This is a genomic window from Clostridium sp. UBA2485 (assembly GCF_002341865.1).
GTDB lineage: Bacteria > Bacillota > Clostridia > Clostridiales > Clostridiaceae > Clostridium_J.
Window position 1 is genome coordinate 606 of record NZ_DDOV01000032.1, and the last position, 2537, is coordinate 3142.

The window sequence follows — 2537 nt, forward strand, 5'->3', positions numbered from 1 at the left end:
AACATAGGATGTATTTAAATGTCAAAGGGAATAGAGCATGAAGAATGGCTAAATGAATTGAACCATAACATAGGATGTATTTAAATAACCAAAATATTAAAGAAACAAACATAAATTATGTGATTGAACCATAACATAGGATGTATTTAAATGGTACAGCTTTGTATTGTTCTTTCAATTTGTCTATATTGAACCTTAACATAAGATGTCACCAACATAGCTATAATAAATTTCAATATCGTATATTTAAAAAACTACATAATTATAAAAGGATTTCAACCTATCTAAGTAAAAAATTATTTAGATAGGTTATTTTATTTAAAATATTTTTATGATATTTAATGAACTGTGGAGAAAAATGGAGTAATAGAGGGATAAGGTTAGATAAAGAATGAATTGTTTATTCATTCTTAGTGGAAGACACTTTATCATAGGAAAACCTATGTAGAAGTGGCTGTAAGGATTTGTAAAGAATATATAGGTGGGCTAGAATTAAAGTATGTATATACATTATTTTAAGAATTAGCATATAGAAAAAGGAGTTGATTTTATGAATAGGGCTATTTTAAGTGTTGATTGGGACTATTTTGTAAAAATTATACCTCAGTGGTGTGGCTCCTATATTGAGAACCAAAGAGGACTTCTTTCCGCTTGGTATAGAAGATATATAGAAGAAGGTATAAAAGGAATTAATTTAGAAGAGAAAATAAAGGTAAGTAAAGATGCTTTGAATTTTTGGGATGAGATAAGAAATAAGTTTAATTTTTCAGAGGATATAAAGGTTTTTGTTTCTGACTCTCATAAGTATTCTTATGACATATCAAAATATTATGATTGTGATGAAGTTTTTTTATTTGATGCTCATAGTGATTTAGGATATGGTGGCTTAGCTTCTTTACGTTTTGAACTTAACTGTGCTAATTGGTTAGGAAAATTATTTAAAAATAATATTATTAAAAAAGCTAATATATTTTATAGTCCCTACACCTTAGAAAAACCAGAAGATTTTGAGGAATTAAATAATAATTATGAGATAGATTACTTAGATTTTTCTAAATTTAATGGAAAAAATAATATTGATGTAATTCATATATGTCGTTCAGGAGGATGGACACCACCATGGCTAGATAATGACTTTTATAAATTTATTAAAGCATTAAATTTACCCTATAAAGAACTAGAAAGTTTAAAGAGAATTTGGAGACCTAAAGAATTAACATTTTCAGAAGAAATTAATTATTTAATAAGTTAACATAAGAATCCACCGTTAAAAATGGTGGATTTTTTTATAAAATAAAGTGATCTCATGAAGAGGATGAATATTGTAATTTTTAACTATTCATTATATAAGTATATAGATTAAGATATTCAATAAGAGATACGCACTTTATATAAAAATTAATATAGATTGCTTGTTGACTAAAATTTTTATAAGATGTTAAAATTAGTCCATAGATTATGATGGAATATAAAATATTGTATTAATACAAAAGATTAAGCGTATAAGTAGTTACATTTTTACGTAAGTTAAATTTATAGATTTTGTGAAGCATAAACTAATTTTAGAAGGGATGCTTAGTTTTAATGAAAGAACCTATAACAATTGAAGTATTAAAGGAAAAGTTAGATTTTTTTAGAACTATATATGATAGTATAAGAATTATTGATCCTGTAAAGAAAAGCGTAATGGACTATAAGGAAAGCAATATTAAAGAAACTAACCAAATTTGCTATAAATATTGGAGTAGTCAGAAGATTTGTGATAATTGTATTGCAATGAGAGCTTATATAGAAAATGATACCTTTATGAAACTAGAAAATACAGCTGAAAAGCTTTTTATGGTTACAGCTATACCCACAGAAATTCAGCAGCATAAAATTGTTTTAGAGTTATTTAAAGATGTTACAAACACTATGATGGTAGGTAGTGGAGAATATGAAAGTGGACGTAGCTTAAAAAACTCTTTAGTTGATATGAATAATATGGTTGTTAAAGATGACTTAACTAATATCTTTAACAGAAGATATATCAGCGAAAGATTACCAGCAGATATTATAAAAAGTGTTATTGAAAGAAAACCTTTGTCAGTATTAATAGCCGATATTGATAAGTTTAAAGAAATTAACGATACTTTTGGACATATTGTTGGTGATTTTGTAATAAAAGAAATTGCTAATATCTTATTAGGTTGTATTAGAGGCGATATAGACTGGATTGCAAGATACGGTGGAGATGAATTTTTAATATGCCTTAATAATACAAGTAATAATTCTGCCTATAGTATTGCAGAAAGAATGAGAGTGAAAATTGAGGAAAAGATAATTCAAATTGAAGATAAGAAAATAGAAATCTTTGCATCCTTTGGTATATTCACTATGTTTAAAGAGCAATTGACTAGTGAAGAAATAATTGCTTTAGCAGACCGTAATTTATATGAAGCTAAAAAAAGAGGTAGAAATAATGTGGTTAAATAAAATTTAATCATATGTTAGAGTACATATTTAAGGTATAGGAATACAATGTGAAAACTTAATAT

Annotated in this window: 2 protein-coding genes; both read left to right on the forward strand. The window is 26.0% G+C overall.

The window, feature by feature from the left end:
• The first annotated feature begins 550 nt into the window (after positions 1-550).
• Positions 551-1252: an arginase gene (locus B3603_RS05030; protein WP_291561474.1), complete on the forward strand. Its 702-nt coding sequence runs from the start codon at positions 551-553 to the stop codon at positions 1250-1252.
• A gap of 332 nt (positions 1253-1584) precedes the next feature.
• Positions 1585-2475, forward strand: a complete 891-nt coding sequence (locus B3603_RS05035; RefSeq protein WP_291561476.1) for a GGDEF domain-containing protein — start codon at positions 1585-1587, stop codon at positions 2473-2475.
• Positions 2476-2537: the final 62 nt, after the last annotated feature.

Bases quoted from the DNA above. Each gene is read 5' to 3' on its own strand.
- B3603_RS05030 (WP_291561474.1), top strand. From the start codon at position 551: ATGAATAGGGCTATTTTAAGTGTTGATTGGGACTATTTTGTAAAAATT.
- B3603_RS05035 (WP_291561476.1), top strand. From the start codon at position 1,585: ATGAAAGAACCTATAACAATTGAAGTATTAAAGGAAAAGTTAGATTTT.